At 72.5% G+C, this 23,667-nt stretch carries 26 protein-coding genes; 13 read left to right on the forward strand and 13 right to left on the reverse strand.

Annotation, left to right across the window (positions count from 1 at the left end):
- Positions 1–1,013: 1,013 nt before the first annotated feature.
- Positions 1,014–1,631 (reverse strand): NAD(P)-binding domain-containing protein, encoded by a 618-nt coding sequence (locus tag AB0K00_RS52715; RefSeq protein WP_363538424.1) that lies wholly within the window; start codon positions 1,629–1,631, stop codon positions 1,014–1,016.
- A gap of 186 nt (positions 1,632–1,817) precedes the next feature.
- A complete protein-coding gene (locus AB0K00_RS52720; RefSeq protein ID WP_363538425.1) occupies positions 1,818–2,552 on the reverse strand; it encodes an SDR family oxidoreductase in 735 nt (244 codons plus the stop codon).
- 125 nt (positions 2,553–2,677) lie between these two features.
- Here AB0K00_RS52720 and AB0K00_RS52725 point away from each other — a divergent pair, with 125 nt between their 5' ends.
- Positions 2,678–3,280, forward strand: a complete 603-nt coding sequence (locus AB0K00_RS52725; RefSeq protein ID WP_363538426.1) for a TetR family transcriptional regulator — start codon at positions 2,678–2,680, stop codon at positions 3,278–3,280.
- Here AB0K00_RS52725 and AB0K00_RS52730 read toward each other — a convergent pair.
- Both AB0K00_RS52730 and AB0K00_RS52735 read right to left on the reverse strand, forming a co-directional pair.
- Positions 3,262–4,203 carry an SDR family oxidoreductase gene (locus AB0K00_RS52730; RefSeq protein WP_363538427.1) on the reverse strand — a complete coding sequence of 314 codons (942 nt, stop codon included), beginning with the start codon at positions 4,201–4,203 and terminating at the stop codon, positions 3,262–3,264. The genes AB0K00_RS52725 and AB0K00_RS52730 overlap by 19 nt on opposite strands.
- 52 nt (positions 4,204–4,255) lie before the next feature.
- Positions 4,256–4,879, reverse strand: coding sequence for an NAD(P)-binding domain-containing protein (locus tag AB0K00_RS52735; protein WP_363538428.1), 624 nt, complete (start codon positions 4,877–4,879; stop codon positions 4,256–4,258).
- A 282-nt stretch (positions 4,880–5,161) separates the two neighbouring features.
- Between AB0K00_RS52735 and AB0K00_RS52740 the strand changes: the two genes are divergently transcribed.
- Positions 5,162–6,073, forward strand: a complete 912-nt coding sequence (locus tag AB0K00_RS52740; RefSeq protein WP_363538429.1) for a LysR substrate-binding domain-containing protein — start codon at positions 5,162–5,164, stop codon at positions 6,071–6,073.
- A 132-nt stretch (positions 6,074–6,205) separates the two neighbouring features.
- On the opposite strand, the gene AB0K00_RS52745 is transcribed toward AB0K00_RS52740, so the two are convergent.
- From AB0K00_RS52745 to AB0K00_RS52755, 3 genes are read right to left on the reverse strand one after another with little or no spacing between them, the layout of a single operon-like run.
- Positions 6,206–6,625, reverse strand: a complete 420-nt coding sequence (locus AB0K00_RS52745; protein WP_363538430.1) for a CBS domain-containing protein — start codon at positions 6,623–6,625, stop codon at positions 6,206–6,208.
- 58 nt (positions 6,626–6,683) lie between these two features.
- Positions 6,684–7,271, reverse strand: a complete 588-nt coding sequence (locus tag AB0K00_RS52750) for a TetR/AcrR family transcriptional regulator (RefSeq protein ID WP_363538431.1) — start codon at positions 7,269–7,271, stop codon at positions 6,684–6,686.
- Positions 7,272–7,281: 10 nt separating this feature from the next.
- Positions 7,282–8,052 carry a D-Ala-D-Ala carboxypeptidase family metallohydrolase gene (locus AB0K00_RS52755; RefSeq protein ID WP_363538432.1) on the reverse strand — a complete coding sequence of 257 codons (771 nt, stop codon included), beginning with the start codon at positions 8,050–8,052 and terminating at the stop codon, positions 7,282–7,284.
- A 99-nt stretch (positions 8,053–8,151) separates the two neighbouring features.
- Between AB0K00_RS52755 and AB0K00_RS52760 the strand changes: the two genes are divergently transcribed.
- Together AB0K00_RS52760 and AB0K00_RS52765 are read left to right on the forward strand one after the other, a co-directional pair.
- Entirely contained in the window at positions 8,152–9,042 is an 891-nt protein-coding gene (locus tag AB0K00_RS52760; RefSeq protein ID WP_363538433.1) for an aminoglycoside phosphotransferase family protein, read from the forward strand.
- 10 nt (positions 9,043–9,052) lie between these two features.
- Entirely contained in the window at positions 9,053–9,793 is a 741-nt protein-coding gene (locus AB0K00_RS52765) for a hypothetical protein (protein ID WP_363538434.1), read from the forward strand.
- Between the two features lie 16 nt (positions 9,794–9,809).
- On the opposite strand, the gene AB0K00_RS52770 is transcribed toward AB0K00_RS52765, so the two are convergent.
- The 3 genes from AB0K00_RS52770 to AB0K00_RS52780 all read right to left on the reverse strand — a co-directional run bounded on the left by AB0K00_RS52770 (position 9,810) and on the right by AB0K00_RS52780 (position 11,944).
- On the reverse strand, positions 9,810–10,727 hold the full coding sequence (locus tag AB0K00_RS52770; protein WP_363538435.1) for a sugar phosphate isomerase/epimerase: 918 nt from the start codon (positions 10,725–10,727) through the stop codon (positions 9,810–9,812).
- A 133-nt stretch (positions 10,728–10,860) separates the two neighbouring features.
- Entirely contained in the window at positions 10,861–11,562 is a 702-nt protein-coding gene (locus AB0K00_RS52775) for an STAS domain-containing protein (protein ID WP_363538436.1), read from the reverse strand.
- Between the two features lie 64 nt (positions 11,563–11,626).
- Entirely contained in the window at positions 11,627–11,944 is a 318-nt protein-coding gene (locus AB0K00_RS52780; RefSeq protein ID WP_363538437.1) for an STAS domain-containing protein, read from the reverse strand.
- 89 nt (positions 11,945–12,033) lie between these two features.
- On the opposite strand from AB0K00_RS52780, the gene AB0K00_RS52785 reads away from it, so the two are divergent.
- The 3 genes from AB0K00_RS52785 to AB0K00_RS52795 are packed head-to-tail and all read left to right on the forward strand — an operon-like array spanning position 12,034 to position 14,664.
- Positions 12,034–12,708, forward strand: coding sequence for a response regulator transcription factor (locus AB0K00_RS52785; RefSeq protein ID WP_363538438.1), 675 nt, complete (start codon positions 12,034–12,036; stop codon positions 12,706–12,708).
- Positions 12,705–14,060: a HAMP domain-containing sensor histidine kinase gene (locus tag AB0K00_RS52790; protein WP_363538439.1), complete on the forward strand. Its 1,356-nt coding sequence runs from the start codon at positions 12,705–12,707 to the stop codon at positions 14,058–14,060. The genes AB0K00_RS52785 and AB0K00_RS52790 overlap by 4 nt, the downstream gene beginning before the upstream one ends.
- Positions 14,061–14,100: 40 nt before the next feature.
- Complete coding sequence (locus tag AB0K00_RS52795) at positions 14,101–14,664, forward strand: GerMN domain-containing protein (RefSeq protein ID WP_363538440.1); 564 nt, start codon at positions 14,101–14,103, stop codon at positions 14,662–14,664.
- Here the strand turns inward: AB0K00_RS52795 and AB0K00_RS52800 are convergent.
- Positions 14,651–15,097: a response regulator gene (locus tag AB0K00_RS52800; protein ID WP_363538441.1), complete on the reverse strand. Its 447-nt coding sequence runs from the start codon at positions 15,095–15,097 to the stop codon at positions 14,651–14,653. The genes AB0K00_RS52795 and AB0K00_RS52800 overlap by 14 nt on opposite strands.
- 91 nt (positions 15,098–15,188) lie before the next feature.
- On the opposite strand from AB0K00_RS52800, the gene AB0K00_RS52805 reads away from it, so the two are divergent.
- The 4 genes from AB0K00_RS52805 to AB0K00_RS52820 are packed head-to-tail and all read left to right on the forward strand — an operon-like array spanning position 15,189 to position 18,726.
- Positions 15,189–15,695, forward strand: coding sequence for a MarR family transcriptional regulator (locus AB0K00_RS52805; protein WP_363538442.1), 507 nt, complete (start codon positions 15,189–15,191; stop codon positions 15,693–15,695).
- Entirely contained in the window at positions 15,695–16,267 is a 573-nt protein-coding gene (locus AB0K00_RS52810; protein ID WP_363538443.1) for a GNAT family protein, read from the forward strand. The genes AB0K00_RS52805 and AB0K00_RS52810 overlap by 1 nt, the downstream gene beginning before the upstream one ends.
- 33 nt (positions 16,268–16,300) lie before the next feature.
- Complete coding sequence (locus AB0K00_RS52815) at positions 16,301–16,648, forward strand: PadR family transcriptional regulator (RefSeq protein WP_363538444.1); 348 nt, start codon at positions 16,301–16,303, stop codon at positions 16,646–16,648.
- Positions 16,645–18,726, forward strand: a complete 2,082-nt coding sequence (locus AB0K00_RS52820) for a hypothetical protein (protein ID WP_363538445.1) — start codon at positions 16,645–16,647, stop codon at positions 18,724–18,726. The genes AB0K00_RS52815 and AB0K00_RS52820 overlap by 4 nt, the downstream gene beginning before the upstream one ends.
- Before the next feature lie 20 nt (positions 18,727–18,746).
- On the opposite strand, the gene AB0K00_RS52825 is transcribed toward AB0K00_RS52820, so the two are convergent.
- Complete coding sequence (locus AB0K00_RS52825; RefSeq protein WP_363538446.1) at positions 18,747–19,847, reverse strand: DUF4872 domain-containing protein; 1,101 nt, start codon at positions 19,845–19,847, stop codon at positions 18,747–18,749.
- Between the two features lie 202 nt (positions 19,848–20,049).
- Here AB0K00_RS52825 and AB0K00_RS52830 point away from each other — a divergent pair, with 202 nt between their 5' ends.
- Positions 20,050–21,384 (forward strand): DNA polymerase ligase N-terminal domain-containing protein, encoded by a 1,335-nt coding sequence (locus AB0K00_RS52830; RefSeq protein ID WP_363538447.1) that lies wholly within the window; start codon positions 20,050–20,052, stop codon positions 21,382–21,384.
- Positions 21,385–21,437: 53 nt separating this feature from the next.
- Entirely contained in the window at positions 21,438–21,932 is a 495-nt protein-coding gene (locus AB0K00_RS52835) for a DinB family protein (RefSeq protein ID WP_363538448.1), read from the forward strand.
- A gap of 9 nt (positions 21,933–21,941) precedes the next feature.
- Here the strand turns inward: AB0K00_RS52835 and AB0K00_RS52840 are convergent, their stop codons facing one another.
- Complete coding sequence (locus tag AB0K00_RS52840; RefSeq protein ID WP_363538449.1) at positions 21,942–23,582, reverse strand: FAD-binding dehydrogenase; 1,641 nt, start codon at positions 23,580–23,582, stop codon at positions 21,942–21,944.
- Positions 23,583–23,667: the final 85 nt, after the last annotated feature.

Consider the following 23,667-nt stretch of genomic DNA (forward strand, 5'->3'; position numbering starts at 1 on the left):
CGGCGACGGCACCGCGGCCCGGGCCTGGACGACGGTCGCCATCGGCCCGGCACCGGCCGCGGCGCCATTTACGGTGCCAGCCGCACTGCACCGCACCCGACCACCACAGCCAAGCCGCACCGGACCGCACGCCACCGGACGCCACCGCGCGCCCGGCACGATCCGCCGCAGCGCCACGGGTCTGACCGGCGTCGCCGGGGTCACGGATCGTCGCGAGTCACAGGCCGTCGTGGGGTCACGGGCCGTCGTGGGGCCATGGGGCGTCGTGGGGCCATGGGGCGTCCCGGAGGTCACAGATCGTCGCGTCATCGCGCGATCCGGCACCGGGTCACAAGCCCAGCGCGGGATCCGCCGCAGCGCGCAACAGGCCGCCGCGGAGTCCTGGGCCCGATGCAACGTCGCGAGTCACAGGTCCAGCGCGAGTCACGGAGGCAGCGCGAGTCACGGGGCCCGGCGCGGATTCCCTGACCTGTCCGGAGCCGCCGGGTCTGGGGCCGGCGCGTGGGATCACGGGGTCGACACGGAGTGCTGGGTCGCTCCGCCCCCAACGGTGCCGGTTTCCCGTCTTCAGCTTCGCCTGTTGTCCGCATCGCAAGTTCAGATCGAAGTCGCGGCCGGGGCGACTGTTCAGGCACCCCGCCGCTTCCGATGCCCGCGGGGTGGTTTGTTCCGAACAACTCGAAGGATCCGCGGGGTCAGAGCACCGCGGATCCTTCGAGTTGTTCGGTGAGCGGCTGGTTGCGGGTGTAGCGGTGTTCCGGGTCGCCGTGTCAGGGGCTCACGTTCGGGCCTGGGCGTGGTCAGCGTGACCGGGGCGACGCGACGGGACGTCCATGGCCTGCGTGTTCAGGCGTTCGACAAGCCCGGCGGGCCTTTCGCCGTCCGTTGCCCGAACTGCGTGCGTGTTGTCCTCACGTCCGGGAAAGATCCTCGACGTTCCACGCCTCTGCCAGGGGTGAGCAAGATGCGAGCTGCCGTCGTCGCAGATTTATGTTCACTCGTGGAGAGAACGTTCAGAGGATCTCGGCGCCCAAGGCGATGTCGAAGCCGGCGCCGTTGCGGGCCAGGCCCACCAGGAGGACGCCGGCCCATTCAAGGGCGTGGGCCATTTCGAGCCCTCCTGCGTCGAGGGGCCGCATGTCCAGGCTCTCCAGAAGCGCCCCGACACGTGCCTTCGCTTCGGCGCTGTCGCCGGCGAAGAACACGTCCACGGGCTTGTCTTCGGCAAGGACGCCGCGGAAGATCGAATTGAATGCCTTTACGACGTGTGCGCCCTCGGGGGCGGCGGCGGCGATCTGCTGGGTCACCGAGTTGCCCGCGGTGGTCACGAGTCCGGTGACGTCGGCGTTGAACGGGTTGGTGATGTCGACGAGGATCTTGCCGGCCAGCGCATCGCCGTAGTGCGCGACCACTTCAACGGCGCCGGTGTACAGGACGGCCACGATGACGATGTCACCAGCCGGCCTTGCGCCGAACGTGCCGACGGTGGCTCCGTTGCCGATCTGGTCGGCGAGCGCCTGAGCCTTGGCGGTGTTGCGGCTCATGAGCTCGATGGTGTGGCCGTGCTTCGCCGCCCGGGTGCCGATGGCGGTGGCCATGTTGCCCGAGCCGATGATGCTGATGGTGGTCATGACGTGTTCCCTTGTTAGGTATGGATCAGGTGGTCGTGTGGACCTTGCCGGTGTGCTGAGCCGGGAGTGTCGAAGGTTCTCCGGCGCCCGACCTGCTCCAGCTCGGGTACCCGCCGGTGCAGCGCCGCGCCAGACCGCCGGGCCGGCGTCCGGCTTGCGCGGCGCTGACGACCACCGGCGCCGCGCTCAGATCACTGTGGTGCCGCCGTCGACGACCAACTCCATGCCATTGACGTAGCTTGAGTCGTCCGAGGCGAGGAACAACGCGACCGACGCGATCTCTTCAGGGCGGCCCATCTCTCGCCGCGGGATCACGGATTCGAACTGCGCCTTCATCTGCTCGTCCATCACTTTCTCCAGAACCGGTGTGGCGACCTGGCCGGGGGTCAGCACGTTCACCCGGATCTTCCTGTCCCTCAGCTCGGACACCCACACCCGTGCGTAGGCGGGCAGCACGGCCTTGCTGGCTGCGTACACACTCCAGTTGGGGTAGCCCCTGAGCGAAGCGTTCGACCCGGTCATGAGGATCGAGCCTCCATCGTTGAACAGCGGCAGCGCCTTCTGGACCGTGAACAGTGTGCCGCGCGCGTTCAGCGAGAAGGCGGCATCGAACTGCTTCTCGGTGACCTCGCCGAGCCTGCCCTGTTCGCCCACGCCGGCGCTTGCCCACAACACGTCGACCGCGCCCTTTTCCTGCTTGACCGTCTCGAACAAACGGTCCAGATCGTCGAGGTCGGCCGAATCGGCCTGCACGCCGGTCACGTTCCGGCCGATCAGCTTGACGGCTTCGTCCAGCGCGTCCTTCCGCCGGCCCGAGATGAAGACGTGAGCCCCTTCGTCGACGAACAGCTTGGCACCGGCCAGCGCCATCCCGCTTGTCGCTCCGGTGACCACCGCGACCTTGCCATCGAGCTTTCCCACAACTACTCCATCCAGTCGCCGCGGCGACGTTATGTACACCGATCTGCGTACTTAACGTATCGTGCAGGTGCGCTGGGCACAAGCTATGCACACCGATCGGTACCCAAGTGGGCTACGCTGGGCGTGTGACGGAGTTGGAGAAGGGGCCGCGAGGCCTGCGCCGCGGCAGGGGCGCACGAGAGCGCATCCTTGGCGCGTCACAGCGACTGTTCCGCGATCAGGGCATCAACTGCACCGGCATAGACCAGCTCTGCGCGGTGGCCGAGGTGTCCAAGCGCACGTTTTACCAGCACTTCACCGGCAAGGACGAGTTGATCGCCGAACACCTACGCCGATTCGATCCCGACATCCTGCCCGAAGTGTTCGATCGCACCGACCTCACGCCTCGCGAACGCCTCCTCGCCGCGTTCGACTTGCATGCGCCCCTGTGCCCGTTCATCGCGGCGGCCGTCGAAATCCCCGACCCGGGCCACCCGGCACGCGTACACGCCTGCGACTACAAAAAAGGCTTTGCCGCCCGGCTCACCGATGCCGCCCGCGAGGCCGGTGCCACCAACCCCGAACAGCTCGGCGAGCAACTGGCGCTGCTGCTGGATGGCGCCTCGGCCCGCGGCCGAGTCCTCAACACCGAAGCGTTCACCACCGCCGCCGCCATCGCAGCCGTCCTCGTCGACAACGCCATCCCCACGGTGTTGGACGGCGCTCAGGATCAGCTGGCGGGGAAGTAGTGGCCGTTGTCCAGATCGGCGAGCAGGCGGGGCTGAGCGGGTCTCCAGCCAAGGGTCCGGCGGGTGACGAGGTTGGACGCCGGGTAGCTCTGCGTGACGATGTTCGCGAGGAACCCGAAGTATCCCGGCAGCACCAGTTCGTCCACGGGAACACTCACGGCGGGCAGGCCCAGACGGCTGCCGATGGCCTCGGCGATCTCGCGGAACGGGATGCCCCCATCGTCGACCGCATGCCAGTACTTGCCGGCCGGCCCCTTCTCCAGCGCCAGGCGGAACAAGGCGGCGACATCGCGGATGTGCACGGCATTCCACAGGTTCGCGCCGTCTCCGGGGTAGCCGACGAAGCCCTTCTCCTTCGCTAGCGCGATCAGCGTCGGGAGGAAGCCGGCACGATCGGTCGTGCTGTGCGCGATGTTGGCGATCCGCACGATCGAAGACCGCACGCCCTGCTCGGCGAGGCCGATTACGGTGGTTTCCACGACGTTACGAGCCCGCAGGGTGCCCTTGTGCTCATCGCCATTGGGAAGGGCCGGGTCCTCCTCGGTGGCCGTCCGGCCCAGGAAGCCCTGCCCGGGCGAGCCGATGCTCCCCGCCGCGACCAGCGGCTTTCCGGTTCCCGCCAGTGCCTCGCCGTACGCGAGCATGATCGGGACCTCCGCGGCGGCCACGGCGTGGATCCCGCCGGAGAAAAGCAGGTCCTGCCGGTGCGCGACGTGGATGACGCCGTCGGAGTCCGCAGCCGCCTCCTTGAGCCCGTCGAGATCCCCGAGGTCGCCGCGACGCACCTTCGCGCCGAGCGCGGACAGCGCCGCCGCGGCCGTGTCCGACCGGGCCAGGCCGGTGACCTCGTGCCCGGCGGCGATGAGCTCGGGGACGATGTACGAACCGGAATGGCCGGTCCCACCAGTGACGAAAACGCGCATGCTGCTGTTCCTTAGACGTGAGGTGGCGCGAGAGGTGGTGGTGCGGGTGTGCTCAGCTGAAATTGCTGACGCCGAGGGCGAAGTTGAAGTCCCCCACGCCGTGGCGGGCCAGGCTGATCATCAGCAGGCCCGCCCCTTCCAGCCAGTGCGCCATCTCCAGGCCTCCAGCATCCAGGGCGCGCAACCCGAGGCTCTCGATGAACGCCGATACGCTCGCCTTGGCCCGCGCGTCGTCGCCGGCGAAGAGCACGTCCAATGGGCGCCCCGGGGCCAGGACGTGGCCGAAGACGGTGTTGAACGCCTTCACGACGTGCGCGCTCGCCGGTGCGGCCTTGGCGATCTCCTGCGCGGCGGAAGTGCCGTCAGGGGTGGTCAGCCCACTCGCGTCGGCTTTCATGGGATTGGTGATGTCGATGATGACCTTGCCGGCCAGCGCGTCCCCGTACTGGGCGACGACCGGCACGGCGCTGGCGTTCGGCACGGCGAGGATGACGATGTCGCCGGCTGGGGCGGTGCCGAATGTCCCGGCCGTGGCGCCGCCGCCGAGCGCGGCGGCAAGGGCCGTGGCCTTGGCCGCGTCGCGACCGACGACCTCGACGGCGTTGCCGCCCTCGACCGCGCGGGCGCCGATGGCGCGGGCCATGCCCCCCAGGCCGATAATGCTGATGCTGCTCATGGGCATGCCTGCTTTCCGGAGCTGAAAACGAAAGCCGTTCCCCGCCCCGTCGTTGTTACGACTGTGTCAGCGATACCGTCGAATGCCACGACGGGCCCGACTCAATTCACGAGCTCATTCTCGTGCTGGGCTCTGCCATCAAGTCCCGATGTCGAATTCTCATATCGAATTCGCTCCGGCCCCATCAGGTACCCATGAAGGCTGCCATTGGCCCAGGCCGGTGTCCAAGACCTCTTTCAGCGGTTGCGATACCCTGAAGGCATCGCCGGACCGGGAGGCTCCATGGATCTGGACCTGCGCAAGCTGCGCTACTTCGTCGCCGTCGCCGACCGGCTGCATTTCGGCCGCGCCGCCGATGACCTGCACATCGCGCAGCCGGTGCTCAGCCGGCAGATCCGCGCGCTGGAGCAGGATCTCGGCACCCCGCTGCTGACAAGGGACAGCCATGGCGTGGCACTGACCGACGCCGGCAGGCAGCTGCTGGCCGACGCCGGCCCGCTGCTGGCCTCCGCGCACGCGGTCCGCCGCCGGGTGACCGTGGCCGCGCGCGGCGGCCAGCGGCTGATGGTCGGCTTCCGGGCGGGCATCGCGGTCACCCCAGCAGTACGGCTGTTCGCCACCCAGCACCCGAGCGTCATCGTGGACGTGCAGCGGATTGAATGGGACGACCAGGCCACGATGCTGCTCGACGGCCGCATCGACGTCGGCTATGTGCGGCTGCCCATCAACGAGGCCGGCCTGCACGTCACCCCGCTGTACACCGAGCCCTGGGTGGCGGTGCTGCCCGCCGGCCACCGATTGGCCGGCAAGGACCAGATCACCGAGGCTGACCTGGCAGGCGAGCCGCTGCTCTGGCACGCAGACCCGAGCACGCAGCCCACCAGGCGCCCGCACCCCAACGCCGGATACCTGGTGCGCGGGGTGGACGAGACGCTCGAGCATGTCGCGGCCGGCCGGGGCATCTCATTCCTGGCCCGCTCGGCGACCGTGTTCTACTCACATCCGGAAGTCAGCTATGTCCCCATCCCGGATCTGGCGCCCGACCAGGTGTGCCTCGCGGTGGCGGCATCGCGCACCTCACCGCTGGTCGACGATTTCCTCACCGCGGCTCAGGCGACGACCGAGATCACGGCAGAATGTGGGAACTCTGCAATGTGGCAGCTGGCAGGCGACGCCATTTCAAAACACGGCTGAGCAGTTCCACTGACAACAGCAGCGCCAACAGGGTGTCACAATCGATTCCGACAGAAGGTGCTTCCCTGATCGTGGCGACGCGGAGCCAGAGGCCGCAGTCGCGGCGCTGGGGACGTCGGGCGGTGTGAAGGGTCAGTGGGTCGGGGGCTCGGCGCTGATGTCGGCGAGGGCGGACGTGGCGTCCTGGTCGATGGCGACGTCGCCGAGGGTGACCATGCCGACGAGGCGTTCGCCGTCGAGGACCGGAAGGCGGCGCAGGGCGTTGGTGCGCATGAGTTCGGTGGCGGTGTCCACGTCGTCCTGCGGTGAGACCGCGACGAGGTCCGGGGCGACGATGTCGCCGACGGCGGTGGTGGCTGGGTCGTTGCCGGTGGCGACGACCCTGACGGTGACGTCACGGTCGGTCAGGACGCCGCGGACGCCGCTGCTGTCGGTGACGACGAGCGCGCCGATGTCGGCCTCGCGCATCAGTTCCGCGGCGGCGGAGACGGACTCGCCGACGTCGATCGTGAGCGGTGCGTTGGTCATGATGTCCTTCACGTACTGGCTCATACCCCTACGGCTACCCATCCCCGGGCCACGCAACCAGCCCGCGACGCGGGAGGTCCGCCTAAGCGCCCAGCAGCGCCGACGAGGCGAGGGCGTTGAGGTGGGCGGCGACGGTTTCCGTTGGCAGGCCGCGGCCGGTGTACAGGGTGTCGAACGCCTCGAACGCCGTGAGCAGCCACAGGGTGTCCACGGCGGTGGCGTGGGGCACGCGGAGCAGGCCGGCGTCGTGGAGGCGGTCGGCGAGGTGCCGCAGGCCGCCGAGGCGGGCCTCGCCGGCGCGGTGCATGGCGCCGTCCGTCGACGCGGCGAGGGCGTGCAGCGCGGCGAGGGCGTCGCGCTGGGCGGCGTACATGCGGACCGTGGCGGTGATGCCGCCGCGCAGGTGCTCGCGGGGGTCGGTGGCCTGGACCGCGACCAGCAGGTCGGCGTAGCCGCCGCGGTCCAGGACGTCCTGGGCGAGGGCGTCGAAGAGGCCGCCGCGCGAGCCGAACACCAGGTAGACGGTGGAGCGGGCCACGCCGGCCTGGCGGGCGACCGCGTCGAGGCTGGGCATGTCCGGCAGTTGTGCGTACATCGCGTCGAGGATGCGCCGGCGGGTCTCCTCGGCCGTGACCGCTCGCCGGCGCTGCTCGTACCGGCGAGAGGTCACGGACACGAACCTAGTCCCCCAGGGGGTCGAGGCCGCCGGTGAGGCTGGCGACGCCGCAGTTGGGGGCGGACCAGAAGCGGCTCGGGCGGCCGTCGACGTGGGTGTGGTCGTTGTGGTCGGGGTAGCCGGGGCCGAGGATGCCGGCGAAGCCGTGGTTGCGGGCGGTCTGGGCGAGGGTGCACAGCGAGTGCGGGCCGGCGCCGAGGTCGGCGGCGTCGCCGTAGAGGTGCCGGCTGGTCGAGGCGCCGCCGACGGCGTTGTTGCAGGCGACGCTGCGGAAGCCGCTGGTGACCCTGATCGGCTGGTCGCCGAGGGCGTGCCGGAGCGCCTGCAGTTTCCACATCGTGACGAGGGCGTTGGCCTTGGCGGTCGCGGCGGAGACGTTGCCGCCGGCCCAGGTGGTGTTGCAGTCGTTGAGCTCGGCGTAGCTGAAGTTGACCGGGGTGCAGTCGTCGTCCTGCAGGGCGTAGAGCTTGGCGAACGTGGCGGGGCCGGCGACACCGTCGGCAGTGAGGCCGTACGCCGCCTGGAAGCGGGCCACCGCGGACTTCGTCGCGGGGCCGAACTGGCCGTCGAGTCCGAGGACGCCGCCGGAGCCGGGGTAGCCGGCGACGCGGATCTGCAACTGCCGGACCGCCTCCCCCGACGAGCCCTGGGCCAGGGACCCGCTCCAGGTGTAGCAGGCGTCCGCGTGTGCCGGCGCCGCCGTGGCGGCCACCACTCCCACCGTGGCCCCGATCGCGAGCAGCGCGGTGGTGAGCAACCGAATCAGTTTCTGCATAGAGACATGCAAGTGTGTCAATTGGAGTATGTCAATGGAGATCCGGCCGGTACATTCTGACGGCACGACGACCGAGACGATTGAGGAGTAGCTCCCGTGATGCGTGACGGCGAGGCCACCACGTCCGTCGAGCTGGTGCGGCGCCTGGTGGCCGGGCAGTTTCCACAGTGGACGGACCTACCGGTGGCGCCGGTCGGCACACCGGGCACCGACAACGCGATGTACCGCCTGGGCGACGACCTCGCGGTGCGGCTGCCGCGCCTGCCGGGCGGCGTCGCCCAGATCGAGCGGGACGGACGCTGGCTGCCGGTGCTCGCGCCGCGGCTGCCGCTGCCGGTCCCCACGCCCGTCGCGGTCGGGCGGCCCGCGCACGGCTACCCGTTCGCGTGGACCGTCTGCCGGTGGCTGCCCGGCGACACCGTCGAGGCGTTCACGGACCGCCGCGCCGCGCTGGACCTCGCCGCGTTCGTCACCGCGCTGCGGACCGTCGACCCCGCCGGCGCGCCGCCCGGCTACCGCGGTGGCGCCCTCGCCGACCAGGACGCGTCGGTCCGCGGCGCGATCGCCCAGCTGCACGGTGACCTCGACACCGCCGCCGCGACCGCCGCCTGGGAGACCGCCGTCGCCGCGCCGGCCTGGGACGGGCCGCCCACCTGGAGCCACGGCGACCTGCATGCCGGCAACGTCCTGGCCGTCGACGGGCGGGTCAGCGCCGTCATCGACTTCGGCTGCGCCGGCGTGGGCGACCCGGCCTGTGACGTCATGCCCGCGTGGACGCTGCTGGGTGCCGAGCACCGCGACACGTTCCGCGACGCGGTCGGCGCCGACGACGCGATGTGGGAGCGGGCCCGGGGCTGGGTGCTGTGCATGGGCCTGGTCGCGCTGCCGTACTACCGCGACCGCAACCCGCCGTTCGCGGCGATGGCCCGCCGGATGCTCGACCAGGCCCTGTCGCGGAAACGGAGCAATTCGACCGAATTATCCGATTAGTGTGCAATATGTGGATCGTAGATCGTTGCTGGTGGCCGGTGGAGCGCTCGCCGGGTCCCTGTTCGGTGGCGGGGTCGCGCACGCGGCCGTGCAGTGGCCGATGTTCGAGTGGGAGAAGCAGGGCGGGTTCTTCTCGCCCGGCATCGGCGTGATGGTGCCGCCGCTGCTCGCCGTCTACGGCGACGGCGAGTCCTACGCCGACGCGGCCGCGCACCAGTACCTGCCCGGGCAGGTGGCGCGGTCGCTGCAGGACCACGCCGTGCGGGTGCTGCGGAACCGGGTCAGCACCCGGCGGCTGCCCGGCCGGGACGAACCCAGGGACGCGCCGTGGGACCGGGTACGGGTCCGCACGACCGACGGGCACTACCTGACCGCACACCTGGACGGGTGGGGCGACGGCGACGAGTGGGGTGACTTCCCGCCGGCGCTGCACGAGCTGTACGACCACGTCGACGAGCTCCGCAGGGCCGTGCGCAAGGACGGGTCGCCGTGGCGGGCGGACGCGCTGCTGCTGGTCGCCGTGCACCTGGACGTCGAGCCCGACGAGTACGACCCGTGGCCATCCGGCGTCCCGGTGCCGAAGGTCGGCGCGGACCGGCTCTACCTGGAGACGAAGTGCGCCGGCGCGAAGGCCCGCCGGGTGCGCCGCAACCTGCCGAGGTCCGGTGAACGCGTGTGGCCGTTCTACCGGACCCCGGCGGGTGCGTTCATCGCGGCGAACTGGCGCTACAGCCTGCCGCACGAGTGGTGACCCAGCGCCGTAACCCTCAGAACCGCAGGTCGGCCAGGTACCGGTAGCCGTTGCGGGCCGTGGTCAGCGCGGCGGCCGGGGTGCGCGGCGGGGTGCCGGCGTCGTCGCGCTCGACGATGTACTCGACCAGGCCCGCCTCCTTGGCGTGCTCGAAGATCCGGCCGAAGTCGATGAGGCCGCCGCCGGGGTCGGCGAACGCCGCCGCGGTGTCCATATCCTTCACATGGACCTGGCGGATGCGGCCGCGGTGGCGCTGGATGAGGTCGACCGGGTCGGCGGTGCCCCGCCAGGCCCAGAACAGGTCGACCTCCAGGTGCACGAGGTCGGGGTCGGTCTCGGCGGTCAGGATGTCGTACCCGGTGCGGGAGCCGCCGTCCTGACGGACGAACTCCAGCTGGTGGTTGTGGTAGCCGAAGTCGAGGCCGGCCCGCCGGGCGAGGGCGCCGGCGCGGTTGAGGTCGCGGGCCAGGGCGTGATACTTGGCGCCGTCGCGGATCGGCTGGCCGGTGGCGGAGTCGATGCCGAAGAACGGGTGGACGATGAAATGGTTGCCGACGATGTTGGCGTCGTCGAGGGCGCGTTGCCACGCCGTCGCGTCCCACGGTTGCGGGATAGCGACGTGGCCGGAGGTGGCCTTCAGACCGGCGGCGTCGAGCGCGGCGCGGAACTGCGCGGCGGTCCGGCCGACGAACCCGGCGTGTTCGACCCTGGTGTAGCCGATGGCGCGCAGCTCGGCGAGGCTGGCGGCCAGGTCGATGCCGAGCTGGTCGCGCAGCGTGTAGAGCTGGACGCTGATCCGGTCGAGCGGGACCCGCGACTGGCGGTGCGCGGGTGCGGCGGCCGCGGGGGCGGCGCCGATGAGCGGTGCGGCGAGCAGCGGGGCGGCCGCTGCGGCGCCGAGCAGGTTGCGCCGGCTGACGGGGGAGCTGGGCATGCTTGCACTTCCCTCCGGTACGTCACGGACTTTCGTACATCTGAACCTTTCTATATTCGGATCCAGCACTTTGTCACGGGGTGCACAGCAAAAGGGCGCCCGGCGGGCGCCCTTTTGTCGGAACGGAACGAAGTCAGGCGGGCGTGGTCTCGCCGCGCAGGTCGCGCTGGCGGGGCAGGTCCGCGTCGTCGCCGCGCAGCCAGCCGACGGCCGTGGACCGGTCGGGCAGGACGACGAACAGGTGCAGCAGGCACAGGGTGTGCATCATCCGCCGCATGAACGGCGCGAGCCCGACCAGGCAGGTGTGACCGCCGGCCTGGGCGGCACGGTGCCGGGCGGAGACGAGCAGCCCCAGCACCGACGAGTCCAGGGTGGTGACCTGGCTCAGGTCGATGACCAGGTGGCCGGGGCGGTAGCCGGCGGGCGACAGCGCTGCGCGCAGCGCCGGACCGACCTCGATGTCGAGGTCGCCGCTGAGGATCACCACGAGCGCCTCGTCGACGACGGCCCCGCTGACCCGGGGGTCGGTCACCACCACCGGCGGGGCGGGCTCGGCCGCGACCGGGACGGCGGGGGTGGCGGGGGCGGCCGACGGGGCCTCCCCCGCGAGCCAGCCGACCGGGTCGGCGTCGGCGGAGGCCAGCGGCACCCGCGAGCAGCGCCCGCAGCTGTGCGGGCCGGTCGCGAGCCGGGCGCCGGTCCAGCCGTGCCGGCGGAACAGGCTCCAGACGAGGTCCCAGTTGTGCATGGTCGCGCCGAGCCCGGTCACGCTCTGGCCACAGGCGTCGCAGATCAAGGTGAGGTCGGTGCCGTCAGGTGTCGTCGCCGCGGTCACGGTCGCCGCTCCTCTCACTGAGCTGAGTCCGATCAGTTCACTTCGTCTTCGCCATCATGTCGTGTCAGTCGTCCTCCGGGACCATACGTAACACGTGATTTACATGCGCGATTTGCAACGTTCGCCGGACACGGGGTGACGGGGCGCGCAATGTGAGTCTTCCTCCGGATGTCCAGACCCGCCGATGAATGTCCAGCAGCATGCCGATCGCCGTCGCGTCGATGAACGGGCAGTCGGAGAGGTCGATGATCAGCTGCTCGGGATGCAGCGTCAGCGCGTCCTCGAGCAGCGCGCGCACCCGCGGCTCCGACCCTGCGTCCAGCTCCTCGGTGACCATGATCTCGACGAGCGGCGTTCCAGGGGCGTCGATGCCGGTCTGCATGGCACCGAGCCTCCGTCGCCCATGTGGCGAGCGTTCCGCGGAACTATGACAGTTGTATGACAACGGACCCGGCCTGGCATGATGCAATGGTGGCAGGCGTACTGGTCATCGAGGACGACGATCGGATCCGGCTGTCGCTGGTGCTCGCGCTGGAGGACGAGGGCTATTCGGTGCGCGGGGTGTCCAGCGCCGAGGACGGCCTGGTCGCGCAGCGTGCGGAGCCCGCGGACACGGTGCTGGTCGACCTGATGCTGCCCGGCGTCGACGGGTTCGAGTGCATCCGCCAGCTGCGCCGCGACGACGACGTGCCGATCGTGGTCGTCAGCGCCCGCGACGACACCCACGACATCGTCGCGGCGCTGGAAGCCGGCGCCGACGACTACTTGGTCAAGCCGGTCGCGGTGAAGGAGCTGTCGGCCCGGCTGCGGGCGCTGCGCCGGCGCGGCCGCGCGGTGCTGTCGACGGTGTCGACGCTCGTGTTCGGTGACCTGGAGATCCTGCCCGAGGCCGGCGAGGTCCGGGTGGCGGGCGATCCGGTGGCGTTGACGCGCACCGAGTTCCGGCTGCTGTGCGAGCTCGCCGAGCACCCCGGCCTGGTCCTGACCCGCCAGCAGCTGCTGCAGCGGGTCTGGGAATACGACGTGGGTGACGAACGCCTCGTCGACGTCCACGTCGGGCGGCTGCGGCAGAAGATCGAGGAGGACTCGCGGACGCCCCGGCGGCTGGTGACGGTCCGCGGCATGGGATACAAGCTGCAACGATGAGACGAGCCGGGCTCCGCACGCGGGTCATCGCGGGATTCGCCGCCGGTGCGCTGGCGCTGTCCGTGGCGATGGCGTTCATCTCCTACGAGCTGACCCGCAGCTACCTGCTCGCCAGCCGGGAACGGGCGGCGGTGCGGGCAACGGCCTACGACGCGCGGATCATCACGGCGAGCCTCGCCGGCGACCGGCCCGACGTCGTGGCCATCCTCAAGTCGCTGGACACCGGCGGCAACCGCCGGACGCTGCTGCGCCGCGACGGCGACTGGTACACGCGCAACGCCGACCCCGGCGCGGCGGACGCGGTGCCGGCCGGGCTGCAACGGGTCGTCGAGCAGGGCGGCCAGGGCGCGCAGTGGGTCCGCGTCGACGGCGTCCCGGCGCTGGTCATCGGGGTGTCGCTGTCGCCGACCACGGCGCTGTACGAGATCGACTACCTGCGGGAGCTCGACCAGACGCTGCGGACCCTCGCATGGGTGCTGGGCCTCGTCGCGGCCTCGGTCGCGGCGGCCGGCGCGGGCCTCGGCTGGTATGCGACACGATACGTGCTGCGGCCGCTGCGCTCGGTCGCCGACGCCGCGCAGGGCATCACCGACGGCGACCTGAGCGCCCGCCTCGACCCCGCCGCCGAGCCGGACCTGGCGCGGCTGACGGCGTCGTTCAACGGGATGGTCGACCAGCTCGCCCGCCGGCACGAACGGGACCGCCGCTTCGCCGCAGACGTGAGCCACGAGCTGCGCTCCCCGCTGCAGACCCTCGCGGCGTCGGCCAGCGTCCTGCACCGGCGGCGGGAGCACCTGGACGAGCGGACCGCGCTCGCGGCCGGCCTCGTCGTGGAGGAGATCGAGCGGTTCCAGCAGCTCGTCGACGACCTGCTGGAGCTGGCCCGCAGCGACCAGCCGGCCCGCCGGGCGCCGGTGGACCCGCACGACCTGGCCCGGCAGGTGGTGGAGGGTCAGGGCCTCGACCCCGACCTGGTGGAGCCGGCCGGCGACGAGGCGCCGCGGTGGCTGGTCGACCGGCGGCGGCTCGAGCAGATCCTCGCGAACCTGCTCGACAACGCGGTCCGGCACGGCGGCGGACCGGTCGCGATCCGGTTGACCTGCGTGGCCGGGACCGGCCGGGTCGAGGTGGACGACGAGGGCCCGGGGGTCCGGCCCGACGACCGGGCGGTGATCTTCGACCGGTTCGTGCGGGGCCGGTCGGCGGGTGCCCGCGGCGGCGGCGACGGCACCGGGCTCGGCCTGTCGCTGGTCACGCAGCACGCGACGGCGCACGGCGGGCGGGTCGTGGTCCTGGACCGCCCCGGCGGCGGGGCCCGCTTCCGGGTCGAACTGCCAGGGGCCGTCCCGTGAGGCGCGCCGCCGCACGGGTCGAGCTGCCGGGGGCCGTCCCGTGAGGCGCGCCGCCGCCGTGGCGCTCGCCGGACTGCTGCTCGGGATGGCGGTGCAGGGCTGTGGCGTGCCCAACGAGAGCGGGCCGCGGCCGATCGAGCCGTCGCTGGTGATCGGCAGCCCGCCGCCGCAGGCCGCCGGGAACTCCGCCGGCCCGGCGGTCGAGCGGCTGTACCTGGTGCGCGACGAGCAGCTCGTGGCGGTGGAGCGGCGGGTCGGCTCGACCGCAGACGTGTCGGCGCTGCTCGGTGACCTGGTCGCCGGCCCCACGGACGCCGAGCGGGACGAGGGGCTGTCCAGCGCGTTGACCGGCACGGATCTCATCGCGGGGGTACGGCTCGTCGCCGGCACCGCAGAGGTGTCGTTCCGGCCGCAGGCCGGTGGGCGTACCGACGACATCCTGGCGATCGGTCAGATCGTGTGCACCCTGGACGCCCGCACCGACGTGGACACCGTCCGCTTCCTGCTCAACGATGAGGTGCTCAAGGTGCCCCGTGCGGACGGCTCGCTCACGGAGCTGCCGCTGACGACGACCGACTACCGCACGCTGATCACTGACCGGTGAGCCGGTCGATCACCAGGTAGTAGCGGTCGATGCCGTTGATGAGCTTCGCGAGCTGCGCGAAGTCGACGGGCTTGCGGAAGAAGTGCTCGGTCGGGACGCCGAAGTCGCGCAGCATCTGCTCCTCCAGGGGCGAGCTGGTGAGCACCACGACGGTGAGATCGACGAGCCGGGGGTTGCCGAGGATCCGGTCGAGCACCACGCGGCCGTCGACGCCGGGCAGGTTGAGGTCGAGCAGGACGATGTCGGGCGTCGGCGCGTCCACGTGCGCGCCGCGGTGCTCGAGGAAGTCGATCGCGTCCAGGCCGTCGCCGATCACGGTGACCTCGTTGCGGAGCCGGTGCTCCCGGAACTCGTCGAGGGTGAACGCGACATCGCCGGTGTCGTCCTCGATAAGGAGGATGTGGGCAAGCTCCGGCGGGCCGTCCCCGTTCATTGGCCTCCTTCAAGAAAGTTGTACTACTGCAATCTTCCTGGCACACGATAGTGCACACCAGCGGCCGTATCCACCGTGCAACGATGTCCGGATGACCACCCCGGGGGAAAATGAGGCGCTGGTCCGTGCGCTGTTGGCGGTCAGTCGCAGCATGGTCGCGCTCGCGGCGCGCAACCTGGCGGCGATGGACGCCGATGTGACGCTGCCGCAGTACCGGGCGCTGGTGATGCTGGCGACGGCCGGCCCGCAACGCAGCGCCGGGCTGGCCAAGGAGCTCGACGTGGCGCCGTCGACGCTGACCCGCATGTGTGACCGGCTGGAGCGCAAGCACCTGGTGCGCCGCTTCCACCGCGACAACGACCGCCGCTCGACCTGGCTGGCGCTCACCCCCGCCGGCCGGGACCTGGTCGGCGTGGTGATGCGGGAGCGGGAGCGGGAGTTGTCGGCGATCGTGCACGAGGCGAAGGTCGACGCGTCGCAGGAGTGCCTGGACCTGCTGGACCGCATCGTCGAGGCGTCCGGGGAACTGCCCGACCCGGTGTGGTGGGAGCGCTGGGAGACCTCCGCGGACCCCGTCGACGGTGTGACGCTGCCCTGATGAGCGACCCGGTGCTGCCCTCGGTCACGCTGACCACGGACCGCCTCCTGTTGCGCCCCTTCGGGCCCGGAGACGCCGCGGACGTCCACGCCGTCTGGCAGGACGCCAGGTTCATCGACTCGGCGCCGCTCGGTTACGCGTACGTCGGCGCCGGCTTCGACGTGGCGCTGGCCTGGTGCACCAGCGGGATCGAGGAGCGCCGCCGCACCGGCAAGGGCATCGGGTTCGCGGTGGTGCCGCGCGACGGCGGCCGCCTGGTCGGGCACGTGTCGCTGTTCGGCGCGGACTGGACGGCGATGTCGGCGGAGATGCACTACTGGACGGCGCCGTGGGCGCGGGGCCGTGGCGTCGCGGCGGAGGCGGCCGCGGCGGTGGCCCGGTGGGCGCTGACGACGCAGGGCTTCGCCCGCATCGCGGTGCAGGCGGCGCCGGCGAACACGGCGTCCCGGCACGTGGCGGAGCGGGCCGGCTTCCGGGCCGAGGGGGTGCTGCGCAACGTCGCGGTCTCCCGCTCGGGCCGCCACGATCTCATCATGTACAGCATGATCCCGTCCGACCTCCAGGCTATGTAGAGAAACTGCTGAGCCCTATGTAGAGTGCTCGCTGTGGCGACAGACGTGCGCATCACCGCGGCGGTGGCGAAGGTGCTCTCGGCGTTCCTCGCCGATCCGGCCGCCGACCGTTACGGCCTGGACCTCATGCGGGTCACGGGACACCCGAGCGGCACCCTCTATCCGATCCTGCTGCGCCTGCAGCGGGCCGGCTGGGTGGTCGCGCACTGGGAGGACGTCGATCCGGTCGCCGCCGCCCGCCCGGCCCGGCGGTATTACCGGCTGACCCCGGACGGCGCGGTGGCCGCACGGACCGCGGTCGCGGAGCTGTACGCACGGCTGGCGCCGGGCGCCGGCCCCGCGGCCACGCCGGGGACCGCGACCGCGGCGGGGCCGGCGTGACCGCCGCGGACCGGGTCGCCGAGGCGCTGCTGCGACTCGCGGCCCGGCGCTGGCCCGCCGAGGTGCGCGCCGAGCAGGCCCGGGAGTGGGCCGCGGAGCTGCACGAGCTGCGCACCGAGGCCGGCACCGGCGCCGGCCGCCGCGCGCTCGGCCAGCTGCGGTTCGCGTTCAGCCTGGCCGCGGCGTCGCCGGTCGAGGACGAGGCCGGCGTGCCGCGCGGCTGGCGGGAGGGCCTGCCCGAGGCCGGCCGCGCACTGCAGCCGATGGCGCTGCTGGTGATCTTCGGCCTGGTGGCGGTCGGCCCGGGCGGCGGCGTCCTGCGCGCGCTCAGCGAGTGGCTCCTGGGCCTGTCCGGCGTACGGGTCGGCTGGCCGGCCGGCACCGCGGTCACCGTCGCGACGGCGCTGCCGGCGCTGCTGGTCCTCACGCTCCTCGCGGTGTGGCTCGGCCGCCGCATGCCGGTGCGGTGGGCCCGGCTCCGCCGGCTCGGCAGCGCCGGCCCGGCGGCCGCGGCGCCCGCCGCCCTGGCGGTGGCCTTCGCCGTGCTGGTGGTCGGGATGCAGAGCATGGCCGGCCAGGACGGCGCCGCCCTCACCGTCAGCCTCTGCCTCGGCGCGACGGCCTGGACCCTGCTGGCCGCAGCCCTGGCCGTCGCCGTGGTGCGGCTGGCGGCGCGGCGGCGGCGCTGGTGGCTGGCGGCGACGCTCGCCGCGACCGGGACGCCGCTGGTCGTGGAGCTGGCGATCAGCGCCGCGGCGCTGCCGGGCGTCCTCGCCGCCGGTGCGGGTCCGTCGGCGGCGCTGACCTGGGCGCCCGCGCTCGTGTCCGGCCGGCCCTGGTCCGACTGGTCCACCGGCGCCGAGTCCTGGTACCAGTCCCCGGACGCCATCGCGCTGCTCAACGCGACCAACACGTATCCGTTCCAGCTGCTGCTGTTCACCGGGCTGGCGGTGGGCTACGGACTGGGCGCGGCGCGGCCGAAACCCCACCGGGCGACCCTGCCGGCCGCCGCCCCGGCGTCGCTGCGCCTGCTGCCGGCGGCCGCCGTCGCCGGTGTCGTGTCGATGCTGGCGGGTCTGCTCGCGTGGGCATACACGCTCGCGGTGCTCACCCCCGCGCTGCCCCGGATCGGGGAGACGGCACCGATGCCCGGCGGCGACGGCGAGCTGTACATGTGGGGTGCCGAGCTGCGCTGGGCGGGCATCACGCTCGCGGCCCTCGGCCTGGTCCTCGCCGCGGCCGACCGGCGGGCCGCACCGCTCGCCGCGGCGGTGCAGACCACCGTGCTGCTGATCGCCGACGGGATCCTCGCCCGCGCGGACGCCGAAGGGCCGGGTGGGCTGCGGGCCGCGCTCGCCGTGGCGGCGGTCGCGGCGGCACTGTCGTGGCGGGTCGCCGGCCGGCGGCGCGGCGCGGACGCGCTGGTGGCCCGCCGCCGCCTCGGGTGGACGGCGGTCACCGCCGCCTGCTGCGGGCCGATCATGTTCGGCCAGGGCACCCCGGCGGTCAACCATCCGTACCTGCCGGTCGGGCTCGCCGGTGCGACGGCGATCCTGGCGGCGGCGTTCGCGGTCGTGGCCGTGCACGCCGCGGCGGCGGCCCGCCCGGTCCGGCCGGCGCCGCTGCGGCTGGCCGTGAACAGCGCCGTCCCCGCGCTGCTGCTCGGCGCGTGGGGCGCCGGCACGGGCGCCGGGGTGCCCAACGACATCACCACGATCGGCCTGCTCCTCACCGTGCCGATGATGGTGCTGGCCATCGGGATCCTGCGGGGTCCGCGCCGGTCGCCCAGGTCGGCGCTCTGGATCACCCTGGTGCTGGCGAGCCCGGCGCTGAGCGCGCTGGTCGTCGCGGCGGCGCTGCTGCTGTCGATCTTCGTGGCCAACGTGCTGTTCACGGTGGCCGGCAGCAGCTGGGCCGCCGACGGGATGTCGCTGCTGCCGGGCGCGGTGGTGGTGGCGGTGGCCGTCGGCGTCATGGTCGCGCGGCACGTGATCCGCGCCGAGCCGCCCGGGCAGCCGGTCCCGGCCGACCACCCGATCGGCCCCGCCCCGGTCACCGCCTCGACGGCGGGTCCGTAGACCCGCCACCGACCCCCACATCAGCGCAGCAGGTCCACCGCGGCCTCCTCCACCGCGCGGGCCTCGTCGAGCAGCTCCGCGAGGACCGCGAACACCGCCGCCGGCTCGGACCCGTCCGGCTCCCGCGCGGTCGCGGACATCGCCGACCACGCGGCGGCCGAGGTCCGAAACGCCGCCGCGGCCTCGGCGAGCCGTAGGCGGCCCGACACCGCCGCCGCCTCGTCCAGGAAGTCGGCGTAGATCGGGCGGGTCGCGGCCGGCGCCGTGTACTGCTCCTCGAGGCACTCGTGCACCCGGCGGAGCACGAACGCGAACGCGTCAGGGGCGGCGAACCGCCGGGCGAACCCCGTCCTGGTCCTGGTGTCGCGCAGCTGCGCCGCGAGGCGGGTCATGCCGGCGAAGCCGAAGTTGGCGTCGAACGCGTTGCCGAGGACCGGGCCGGTCAGGTGGGCGGCCGTCTCGGCGACCGCGGCGGTGACGGCGTCCTCGAGCGCCACGGCCGGTGCCGGCGCGCCGGTGACGACGATGCGGTGGTGGCGGCCCTTGCGGTGGGCGGACCACGCGTCGAGGAACCCGTCCACCGGCAGCCGGTGCGGGCCGGCGTCGTGCACGGCGAACCCGTCGTCGTCCTCGCCGGTCACGACGATGCCGTACGGGTCGGCGTCGACCGGGACCGGCACGGACCGCCACGGCAACCGGGCGGCGGAGACGGTGCAGTACACCGGCCGCCCCTCGGCGAGGGAGGACCGCAGGGCCTTCAGGGCGGACGCCGGGGCGGTGCTGTGCGCCTCGGTGAACGGGATCCCGAGCCGCCGCAGGACCGTGGGCGTCCACGGCGCGGGGTGGTGCTGGGCGACGATGGTGAGGATCGGCGGCATGCCGCGGTAGTCGAAGACGGCGGCCATGAAGCCGATGCCGCCGCCGAGGCCGCAGACCATCGGCTCGCTCAGGTCGGTGCCGGTGGGCAGCAGCCGCCGCGCCAGGTCGCTCGGCTGGTGCCGGACGGTATTGGGCAGGTCCCGCCGGGCGGCCAGGACGTGGCGGCGGGCGGTGGTGTAGGACTCCCCCGTGCGGGCGCTGCGCCGGCGGACGAGTCGCTTGAGATGCTTGTGGTCGGTCATCACGGTTGCCTCACCGACGGTCGGGCCGCTTCGCCTGCCCACGCGGCGAGTCGGCGACCGTCGTGCGGGTCGGGTGGTGGACCGGCCGTGCACGAGCTGACCGCGATGGCAGCAGACCACCTTCTCCCCCGCGTTGCCGGTGGGCGTGGGTCACCGGTCAGGGAGTACGGCGCGCGGCGGCGCCACCTGTCACGATACCTGAATGGCTGGTGAGCGGCGGTTCGTGGTGCAGCGGCACCGGGCGACCCGGCTGCACTACGACTTCCGGCTCGAGATCGACGGGGTCCTGGTCAGCTGGGCGGTGCCGAAGGGCCCGACCCTGGACCCGAAGGTGCGACGGGCCGCGTTCCACGTCGAGGACCACCCGATGGACTACGTCGACTTCGAGGGGGTCATCCCGAGGGGTGGGTACGGTGGCGGCGACGTCATCGTGTGGGACGCCGGCACGTGGGATTCGCCCAAGGACCCGGACCCGGCCGCCGCGGTCGCCGCCGGGGAGCTGCACGCGCGGCTGCACGGTGACAAGCTGCGCGGCACGTTCGTGCTGATCCGCACGCGGCGGCAGGGGTCCGGCAAGGACGACTGGCTGCTGCTGCACAAGCGCGACGAGCACGCGGTGGACGGCTGGGATCCGGAGGATCACCCGAGGTCCGTCCTCAGCGGACGGACCAGCGAGGAGGTGCTCGCCGACCCGGACCGGCTGTGGGACCCGCACACCGGCGCCCGGCCGTTGAAGGCGAGCCAGGAGGAGCTGCGCGCGCTGGAGGAGCTCGGCGACGGCGACACGTGGCACGTCTTCGGCCGTGACCTGCGGGTGGGCGCACCGGACAAGGTGCTGTTCCCGCCGTTGCCGGGGCAGGCGCCGGTGACGAAGCGGGAGCTGCTGCGGTACACCACCCTGATGGCGCCGACCGTGCTGCCGTTCGTGACCGGTCGCGCGCTCTCCCTGCGCCGCTTCCCGAACGGGGCCGGCACCACGGGGTCGTGGCAGCGCAGGCCGCCGCGGTGGGCACCGGACTGGCTCACCTCCCTGACCGTCGCCGAACCCGCCGCGCTGGTGTGGGCGGCGAGCGTCGACGCCCTGGAGTGGCACGTGCCGTCGACCGGGTTCGCGGTGATCGACCTGGGTCACGGCACCGCGTGGGCGGATCAGCTGGTGCTCGCCCGGCTGTACCGGACCGCGTTCGAACACCTCGGCGTCACCGCGGGCGTGAAGGTCGCGGGCGGCATCGAGCTGTGGGTGCCGGCCGCCGGCGACACCGCCGGCTGGATCGGTGCGCTCGCCCGTTCGATCGCGGCGGTGGTGCCCGAGCTCGCCGGTCACGGCGTGGCGGGCGGGCCGGTGGTCGTCGCGCCCTACAGCCCCCTGGCCGCTGCCGGTGCGCCGGTGTCGGCGCCGATCGGCTGGGACGAGCTGGACGACCCGGCGCTGACCCCCGACGCGTTCACGATCCGCACCGTCCCGGACCGCCCCGGCGACCTGTTCGCCCCCGTCCTCGCCCCGCCCCGGCCCCTCCCCGCGCTGGACCAGGCGTAGCCGCACCGCACGGCGGTCAGTGGGACGTGCGGCCGGCCCGTATGGTCGGTGCCATGGCGGAGACCCAGCGGCGGCCGGTGCCGCGCAACGACGACGGCGAGCTGGACACGGCACTGGCGTTTCTCACGTTCGCGCGGGAGTCGGTGCTCATCAAGACCGAGGGGCTGAGCGACGAGCAGCTGCGGCGGGTCCTCGTGGAGTCCGGGACCACGCTGCTGGGACTGGTCCAGCACCTGACCGTCGCGGAGCGGCACTGGTTCGGGCACCACCTCGCCGGCGCGGAGCCCGACCAGGAGTGGGACTTCGACATGCAGGTCCCGCCGGATCGGAGCACCGCGCAGGTCCTCGACGACTACCGCGCCGCGATCGAACGCAGCGACCTGCTCGTCCGGGGCATCGGCGACCCCGACGCCCCGGCCGTGCAGCAGATCGACGGCCGCCACATGACGCTGCGGTGGGTGCTGGCGCACATGACCACCGAGACGGTCCGCCACGCCGGGCACGCCGACATCCTCCGCGAGCAGCTGGACGGCACCACCGGCCGCTGAGCGCCGTTTCTAGGTGATCGCGGCCGCGGCGGCACGGCCGGCGACCCGGCCGGAGAACAGGCAGCCGCCGAGGAACGTCCCTTCGAGGGAGTTGTACCCGTGCATGCCGCCACCGCCGAACCCGGCCGCTTCGCCGGCCGCGTACACGCCCGGCAGTGGCGAGCCGTCGGCCTGCAGGACCCGGGCGGACAGGTCGGTATGCAGGCCGCCGAGGGTCTTTCGGGTCAGGATGTTGAGGCGCACGGCGATGAGCGGGCCCGCCTTCGGGTCGAGCAGCCGGTGCGGGGTGGCGACCCGGATGAGCTTGTCGCCGCGGTACGCGCGGGCACCCCGGATCGCGGTGATCTGCGCGTCCTTGCCGAACGGGTTCGTCAGCTGCCGGTCGCGCGCCTCGATGACGGCCCGCACGTCCGGCGCGGACAGCAGGTCGTCGCCGGCCAGCCCATTCATGCCCTTGACGAGCTCCTCCACGGTGGGCGCCACCACGAAGTCGGCGCCGTTGCGCTTGAACGCCTCCACCGGGGCGGGTGCGCCGGGACGGACCCGCTGCAGCACCTGCCGGACGCTGCGGTTGGTCAGGTCCGGGTTCTGCTCCGACCCCGAGAGGGCGAACTCCTTCTCAATGATCTTCTGGGTGAGCACGAACCAGCTGTAGTCGTACCCCGTCGACATCAGGTGCTTGAGCGTGCCGAGGGTGTCGAAGCCCGGAAACAGAGGCGCCGGAAGGCGCTTGCCGGTCGCGTCCAGCCACAGCGACGACGGGCCCGGCAGGATGCGGATGCCGTGGTTGGGCCAGACCGGGTCCCAGTTCTGCAGTCCCTCGGTGTAGTGCCACATCCGGTCGGGGTTGATGATCTGCCCGCCGGCGGCCTCGGTGATGCCGAGCATCCGGCCGTCGACGTGCGCCGGGACGCCGGCGACCATGCGCTTCGGCGGGGCGCCGAGCCGCGCCGGCCACGCCTTGCGCACCAGGTCGTGGTCGCCGCCGATGCCGCCGGACGTGACGATGACGGCCTGTGCGGTCAGCTCGAACGCGCCGGTCACCTCGCGCGAGCTCGTCTGTCCACGTTGGACGTCGCTGGGCTCCAAAATGGACCCGCTGACACCGGTGACCACGCCGCCGGTCTTCACCAGGCCGTCGACGCGGTGCCGGAAGCGGATCTCGACCAGCGGGCTCGCCTCGACCCGCTTGGCGAACGGCTCGACGACCCCAGGCCCGGTGCCCCAGGTGATGTGGAAGCGGGGCACCGAGTTGCCGTGCCCGTCGGCGGGGCCGCCGCCGCGCTCGGCCCACCCGACGACCGGGAACAGCCGGTGCCCCATGGCCCGCAGCCAGGCGCGCTTCTCCCCGGCGGCGAACTGCACGTAGGCCTCGGCCCAGCGGCGCGGCCACAGGTCCTCGGCACGGTCGAACCCGGCGCTGCCGAGCCAGTCCTGCCAGGCCAGGTCGGCGGAGTCCTTGATGCCCATGCGGCGCTGCTCCGGAGAGTCGACCAGGAACAGCCCGCCGAACGACCAGAACGCCTGCCCGCCGAGGCTCTGCGGCGGCTCCTGCTCCAGCAGGATCACCCGCTTGCCGGCGTCGGCGACCTCGGCCGCCGCGACCAGCCCCGCGAGCCCGGCACCGACCACGATCACATCTGCATCCACGCCCTCAGACTAGGCACCCGCATGCGAGAATCGTGGCGCCGGGAGCAGAATCTCGGCATCCTTTTGTCACCGCGGTGACAATCCC

It is taken from the genome of Dactylosporangium sp. NPDC049525 (assembly GCF_040676755.1).
Taxonomy (GTDB): domain Bacteria; phylum Actinomycetota; class Actinomycetes; order Mycobacteriales; family Micromonosporaceae; genus Dactylosporangium.

Coding starts and splice junctions, on each gene's coding strand:
- AB0K00_RS52715 (WP_363538424.1), bottom strand. CDS start 1,631: ATGACCACCATCAGCATCATCGGCTCGGGCAACATGGCCACCGCCATC.
- AB0K00_RS52730 (WP_363538427.1), bottom strand. CDS start 4,203: ATGCGCGTTTTCGTCACTGGTGGGACCGGCCATTCCGGTTCGTACATC.
- AB0K00_RS52735 (WP_363538428.1), bottom strand. CDS start 4,879: ATGAGCAGCATCAGCATTATCGGCCTGGGGGGCATGGCCCGCGCCATC.
- AB0K00_RS52740 (WP_363538429.1), top strand. CDS start 5,162: ATGGATCTGGACCTGCGCAAGCTGCGCTACTTCGTCGCCGTCGCCGAC.
- AB0K00_RS52745 (WP_363538430.1), bottom strand. CDS start 6,625: ATGAGCCAGTACGTGAAGGACATCATGACCAACGCACCGCTCACGATC.
- AB0K00_RS52755 (WP_363538432.1), bottom strand. CDS start 8,052: ATGCAGAAACTGATTCGGTTGCTCACCACCGCGCTGCTCGCGATCGGG.
- AB0K00_RS52760 (WP_363538433.1), top strand. CDS start 8,152: ATGCGTGACGGCGAGGCCACCACGTCCGTCGAGCTGGTGCGGCGCCTG.
- AB0K00_RS52770 (WP_363538435.1), bottom strand. CDS start 10,727: ATGCCCAGCTCCCCCGTCAGCCGGCGCAACCTGCTCGGCGCCGCAGCG.
- AB0K00_RS52780 (WP_363538437.1), bottom strand. CDS start 11,944: ATGCAGACCGGCATCGACGCCCCTGGAACGCCGCTCGTCGAGATCATG.
- AB0K00_RS52790 (WP_363538439.1), top strand. CDS start 12,705: ATGAGACGAGCCGGGCTCCGCACGCGGGTCATCGCGGGATTCGCCGCC.
- AB0K00_RS52800 (WP_363538441.1), bottom strand. CDS start 15,097: ATGAACGGGGACGGCCCGCCGGAGCTTGCCCACATCCTCCTTATCGAG.
- AB0K00_RS52805 (WP_363538442.1), top strand. CDS start 15,189: ATGACCACCCCGGGGGAAAATGAGGCGCTGGTCCGTGCGCTGTTGGCG.
- AB0K00_RS52810 (WP_363538443.1), top strand. CDS start 15,695: ATGAGCGACCCGGTGCTGCCCTCGGTCACGCTGACCACGGACCGCCTC.
- AB0K00_RS52825 (WP_363538446.1), bottom strand. CDS start 19,847: ATGACCGACCACAAGCATCTCAAGCGACTCGTCCGCCGGCGCAGCGCC.
- AB0K00_RS52830 (WP_363538447.1), top strand. CDS start 20,050: ATGGCTGGTGAGCGGCGGTTCGTGGTGCAGCGGCACCGGGCGACCCGG.
- AB0K00_RS52835 (WP_363538448.1), top strand. CDS start 21,438: ATGGCGGAGACCCAGCGGCGGCCGGTGCCGCGCAACGACGACGGCGAG.